The sequence below is a fragment of the Paraconexibacter sp. genome, assembly GCF_059438195.1.
Genome location: NZ_JBLKKY010000119.1, coordinates 1 through 5,786 on the forward strand (window position 1 = coordinate 1; position 5,786 = coordinate 5,786).

Sequence of the window (5,786 nt, forward strand, 5' to 3'; positions counted from 1 at the left end):
GCGACCTCGTCGGCACCCGCGTCTACCGCCCGGACTCCGGGAAGTTCGACACGGAGCTCGGTCCGGTCTTCGGGAACCTCCTCCTCGCCGACGAGATCAACCGCGCGCCCGCGAAGGTGCAGTCCGCGCTCCTCGAGGTCATGCAGGAGAAGCAGGCGACGATCGGCGGGAAGACCCACGCGCTGCCGAACCCGTTCCTCGTGCTCGCGACGCAGAACCCGATCGAGAGCGAGGGCACCTACCCGCTGCCCGAGGCGCAGATGGACCGCTTCCTCTTCAAGATCGTCGTCGGCTACCCGTCGACCGGCGAGGAGGCCGCGATCGTGGAGCGCAGCCTCGACGCCGTCGCGGAGCCGAAGGTGCGTCTCCCCGTCAAGGATCTCGCCCGCTGTCGCGAGACCGTGCGCGCGGTCCACGTGGACCGGTCGGTCGTGAGCTACGCCGTCGCCCTCGCCGACGCGACCCGCCATCCCCGCGAGCGCGGGCTCGGCGACCTCGCGCCGTTCCTCGAGTTCGGGGCGAGCCCGCGTGGTCCGATCGGCCTCGTGCACGCGGCCCGGGCGCTCGCGGTCCTGCGCGGCCGCGGCCATGCCGAGACGCACGACGTCCGCGACGTCGCGCGCGACGTCATGCGTCACCGGCTCGTGCTCAGCTACGACGCCCTCGCGGAGAACGTGTCGGCCGACGACATCCTCGACCAGGTGCTCGCCGCCGTCGCGATGCCGCGTCCCGATCTCCGGCGCCCGGAGGAGAGCGGGAGGTGAGCAGCCTCGGCCCGCCCCCCGGATCCCAGGGGCCGGGCCGGCTGCCCGCGCCGCTCCTCGCGACGCTCGACCTCGCGCTCCCCCGGCGCGTCGAGAGCCAGCTCCCCGGCGGTCACCACGGGGTCGGCATCGGCCAGGGCACCGAGCTCGCGCAGGTGCGGCCGTACGTCGAGGGCGACGACGTGCGCAACATGGACTGGGCGGCGACCGCGCGCACGCGGATCCCGCACGTCCGCGCGCACGTCCCCGAGCGCGGCCTCACGACGTGGATCGTGCTCGACGTCTCGCCGTCCATGGCCTTCGGCACGGCCGACCGGCTGAAGAGCGACGTCGCGTCCGGCGCGGCCGAGGTCGTCGCCCGGGTCGGCACCCGCCGCTCCGACGGCGTCGGGCTCGTGCTCTGCGGCACCGGCGGCCCCGCGCAGGTCGTCCCCCCGCGGCACGGGCGCGGCGGGCTCATCCGCGTGCGGCGGGCCCTCGCGTCCGGCGTCGCGCCCGACGGCGCGACCGGCGGAGAGGGGCTCGCGGGCGGGCTCATCCGGACCGGGCGCCTCGCGCGGCGGATGGGTCTCGTCGTCGTCATCTCTGACTTCCTCGGCGCGCGCGACTGGGTGGGCCCGCTCGGCGTCCTGCGCCAGCGACACGCCCTCCTCGTCTGCGAGATCCGCGACCCCCGGGAGGACTCGCTCCCCGACGTGGGAGACATCGACCTCGTCGACCCCGAGAGCGGCGCGAGCGTCACGCTCGACACCTCGGACCCCGGCGTCCGGCAGCGCTACGCGGCGGCGATGGCGGCCGAACGCGAGGCGGTCGCGGCCGGCATCCGCCGGGCGCGGGCCGGTCACGCGGTGCTGTCGACCGACGGCGACTGGCTGCGCGCGCTCGGCGACGCTCTGCGCTGAGGGACGTCCGCCGGCGTCGCCTCGACCCTGCGCGGCGACGGCCCGAGGATGCGCGACACCTCGCGCCCGAGCCGCGGGGCCATCGTGGCGGCGAACGTCGCGGTGAGGTGGCTCTCGTCGCGGTAGGCGAGCGCGCCGCCGATGACGGGGAAGCACGAGCGGCGGTCGCAGAAGACCTCGGTGAGGTCGATGGTGTGGACCTCCCGGTCGACGCGTCGCGCGGCCGCGACCTGCGGGTCGCGCTCGAGCGCACGCGCGCGCGGGACGGCGCACTCGGTCGCGGGGACCGCGCCCCGGTCGAGGGCGTCGGCGACGCAGTCGAGCGAGTCGCCTCGCACGCGCGGGTTGTCGCGCAGGACGACGACCCGCTCGACGCTGTCGGGCAGCGCGCGCCACTGCTCCGCATAGCCCTCGACGGTGACTCGCCACGGATCCTCGCCGCCGGTCTTCACGTCGAGGCCGGTCCGGGAGACGACGAAGACGGTGTCGACGCGCGGGTTGCGCCGGAGCCACTCGAGGACCTCGCGGTTCCATCGCGAGCAGCGGCTGCGCGCCGGCTCGTCGACGTCCCGCGTCGCCGCGGTGAACGGGCAGCCGGAGCGCGTGATCGACAGGCCGCGCCAGCGGCGGGCCCGCGCGACGGGCGCCAGCGCGGCGCGCCAGCTCGCGGCATGGCTGTCCCCGACGACCGCGACCGTCCGCTTCGGCGTCAGGGGCGGGCGGGCACCGAAGGCGCAGACGTTGACGTGCCGGCCGCTGCGCTCGGTGATCGTGCACGGGGCGTTCCCCGCGTCGGCGGCTTCGAGCGGCGTCGGCACCGCGGTGCGGGCGAGGCCGGGGTTGACGCAGCGCCGGTCCGGGTCGCGCGCCGGTGCCCCGAAGCACGCCGGCGGGTCGGCGAGCGTCTCCGCGCTCGCCCGCCGGTCCTCGTCGAACTGCGCGTCCCGCCGGTCGGCGGCGACGAACGTCGCGGCGACGACGACCGCCATCGCCGGTGCCGCGAGCGCGTAGGTCGCCCGTGGACGGCGCCCGCGGAGGAGCGGGCCGGTGCGGAACGGGTCCTCGACGAGTCGCAGGCTCGCCCACGAGAGGACGAGCGTGAGGGGGACGAGCCCGCCGGCGAGCGCGGCGTCGACCTCCCGCCCGAGCACGTAGGGCGTGAGGACGAGGACGGGCCAGTGCCAGAGGTAGACGGAGTAGGAGAGCAGCCCGAGGCCCTGCACGGGCCGCAGGCCGTACAGGCGCGCGGGGGACAGGAGGCCGGGCGGCATCCCCGCTCGGATGACCGCGAGCGTGCCGGCGACCGGCAGGAGCGCCGCCCAGCCGGGGAACGCGGTCCCCGAGGAGTAGAGGAACGCCGAGAGGACGATCGCGCCGAGGCCGAGCCAGGAGAGGAGCGCGCGCACGACCGGACGTGGGGCCGCGACCGCCGGCAGGAGCGCGAGCAGCCCGCCGGCAGCGAACTCCCAGGCGCGGGCGGGGGTGCTGAAGTAGGCGAGCGCCGGGTTCTCGAGCGTGAGGTGGATCCCGTAGGCGAGGCTCGCCGCCGCCACCAGCGTGAGGAGCGTGCCGACGACGACCCTCCCCGCCCTGCGGCCCGCCCAGAGGGCGGCGACGAGGAGGAGGGGCCACGCGAGGTAGAACTGCTCCTCGACCGAGAGGGTCCAGAAGTGCTGCACGGGCGAGGGTCCGTCGTCGGCCGCGAAGTAGTCGACCGAGCGCTCGGCGAGGTGCCAGTTCTCGACGTACAGGACGCCTGCGCGCATGTCGCCGAGGAACTGGTCCCAGTGCGTGAGGGGGACGGCCGCGACGGTGACGGCGAGGCAGGCCGCCACGACGAGGAGCGCGGCGGGGAGGAGGCGGCGTGCGCGCCGCGCCCAGAAGGCCGCGAGGGAGACCCGCCCGCGCGCCCCGTGCTCGCGCAGGAGCAGCCCCGTGATGAGGAAACCGCTGATGACGAAGAAGACGTCGACCCCGACGAAGCCGCCCGGCACGACCTCCGGCCAGAAGTGCGTCCCGACGACGAGGGCGACGGCGATCGCCCGCAGCGCCTGCACCTCCTGCCGCAGCGCGCGGGAGCCAGGTTCCTCGCGGGGACGCGGCGGCGGCGCCTCCGGCGCTTCCGTGCGGGGAGCAGGCGGGACCGCGGTGGGAGCGGGCACGTCGTCCTGTGTACCCGGAACGGCGCGGACCGCCGCATCGGTCGTTAGGCTGCGCCCGCCGCGGGGACCTGCCGATCATCTCGCTCGACGTGGAGCCGACCTCTCGACACGCCCTCTCGCCGCGCCGCGCCCTCGGCGCCGCGGCCGCCGTCCTCGCCCTCACCCTCTCGGGACCGGGGGCCGCGTCGGCGGAGAGCCCCTCCGCCGGCGGCGCGCCGGCGCCGGCGGGCGGGGACGTCCTCGTCGTCGGGGACTCGCTCGCCGTCGGGATGCGTCCGTACCTCGGCGACCTCCTCGAGGGTCGCGAGCTCCGCTGGGACGTCCGGTCGGGGCGCACGACGCCGCAGGGGATGGTGCGGCTGCGCCGACAGGTCCGCCGGGCGACACCCGAGGTGGTCATCGTCAGCCTCGGGACGAACGACGGCTCGGACCCGCGCCGCTTCGCCGACCGCATCCGGCGGACCCTGCGGGACATCCCGCGGGACGCCTGCGTCGTCTGGGCCGACATCATCCGGCCCTCCCGCAAGGGGGCCTACCGCGGCCTCAACCGCGTCCTGCGCAGGAAGGCCTCGCGGACGCGGCGCCTCAAGGTCGTCTCGTGGCGCAAGGCGGTGAAGGGAGGCGACGTCCGGCTCCCCGACGGCCTGCACCCCGACCGCGACGGATACCGCCACCGCGCGGAGCTCTTCGCCCGCGCGGTCGACCGCCGCTGCTGAGCCGCCGAGGCCCGGGGCGCCCGACGGGCGCGAGAACTCGAACCGTGTCGCCGAGCGACCGCATCTGAGTTCTCGCCGGGTGGCGGGGTGCGAGGCGCCCGCCCTTCCCCCGCGGGGCGCGACCGGCTACCCTGTTCGGGCCGACCAATAGTCGTAGCCGCCCATCACGCAGGCGCCGCGCCACATACGCGGCCGTCCCGGGCGGGGTCCGTGAGCGTCGGACGCCCCTTCACAAAGGGGGCGCATCTCGCTGTGCTATTCTCGCTGGTCGCGTATCGACTCCCCGGTCGTGCGCGCCTCTCGCCCGTTCCGACCTCCCTGAGGAGTCGCCCGTCGTGCCTCGTGTTGACGCCCCGCGGACGCGCCGCAGCTTCGCTCGGCTGGACCGCAACCTCGACGTCCCCAACCTCATCGACATCCAGAAGCGGTCGTTCGACTGGCTCGTGGACGCCGAGAAGGGAGGGCTGAGGGAGACGATCGACGACATCTCCCCGATCGAGGACTACACGGGGCACCTCGCCGTCCAGTTCGGCGAGTTCGTCTTCGACGAGCCGTCCGCGACGATCGAGGAGTGCCGTGAGAAGGACCTCACGTACTCGCGTCCGCTCACGGTCACCGTCGCGTTCATCAACCGCGAGACCGGTGAGATCCGCGAGCAGAGCGTCTTCATGGGCGACTTCCCGTGGATGACGAACCGCGGCACGTTCATCATCAACGGCACCGAGCGCGTCGTCGTCACGCAGCTCGTCCGCTCCCCCGGCGCCTACCTCATGGAGCCGAAGGACCGCGAGAAGCAGGTCTTCACGGCGAACCTCATGCCGGCCCGCGGCTCGTGGCTCGAGCTCGAGATCGACAAGAAGGGCAAGGTCTTCGTCCGGATCGACCGCAAGCGCAAGCTGCCGGTCACCGTCCTGCTGCGCGCGATGGCCTACAACCCCGAGGTCGACGGGCAGCACGAGGAGTCCGAGGACGACGTCCTGCGGCTCGACAACGAGCTGCTCGAGATGTTCGACGGCTCGGCGTACATCCGGAACACGATCGAGGTCGACCCCGAGGCGACGAAGACGAAGAAGGGCGCGCTCATCGAGCTCTTCAAGAAGCAGCGTCCGGGCGAGCCGCCGTCGGTCGACGCCGCCTACGCGCTTCTCCAGCAGCTCTTCTTCGACCCCAAGCGCTACGACCTCACCCGCGTCGGCCGCTACAAGCTCAACTCGCGCCTCGGGCTCGACATCGACCTCGACA

4 protein-coding genes and 1 pseudogene are annotated in these 5,786 nt (G+C 74.5%); 4 read left to right on the forward strand and 1 reads right to left on the reverse strand.

Annotated elements, in window-relative coordinates:
* Together ACME2J_RS21785 and ACME2J_RS21790 are read left to right on the forward strand one after the other, a co-directional pair.
* Nucleotides 1–764, forward strand: a 764-nt coding sequence (locus ACME2J_RS21785; protein ID WP_495547051.1) for an AAA family ATPase, incomplete at its 5' end; no start/stop codon positions are given.
* Complete coding sequence (locus ACME2J_RS21790) at nucleotides 761–1,666, forward strand: DUF58 domain-containing protein (protein ID WP_495547052.1); 906 nt, start codon at nucleotides 761–763, stop codon at nucleotides 1,664–1,666. The genes ACME2J_RS21785 and ACME2J_RS21790, both read left to right, overlap by 4 nt.
* Here the strand turns inward: ACME2J_RS21790 and ACME2J_RS21795 are convergent.
* Nucleotides 1,606–3,828 carry an acyltransferase family protein gene (locus tag ACME2J_RS21795; protein WP_495547053.1) on the reverse strand — a complete coding sequence of 741 codons (2,223 nt, stop codon included), beginning with the start codon at nucleotides 3,826–3,828 and terminating at the stop codon, nucleotides 1,606–1,608. The genes ACME2J_RS21790 and ACME2J_RS21795 overlap by 61 nt on opposite strands.
* 89 nt (nucleotides 3,829–3,917) lie before the next feature.
* On the opposite strand from ACME2J_RS21795, the gene ACME2J_RS21800 reads away from it, so the two are divergent.
* Both ACME2J_RS21800 and ACME2J_RS21805 read left to right on the forward strand, forming a co-directional pair.
* Entirely contained in the window at nucleotides 3,918–4,544 is a 627-nt protein-coding gene (locus ACME2J_RS21800) for an SGNH/GDSL hydrolase family protein (protein WP_495547054.1), read from the forward strand.
* A 335-nt stretch (nucleotides 4,545–4,879) separates the two neighbouring features.
* Nucleotides 4,880–5,786 (forward strand): annotated as a pseudogene (locus ACME2J_RS21805) (DNA-directed RNA polymerase subunit beta); the annotation flags it as partial.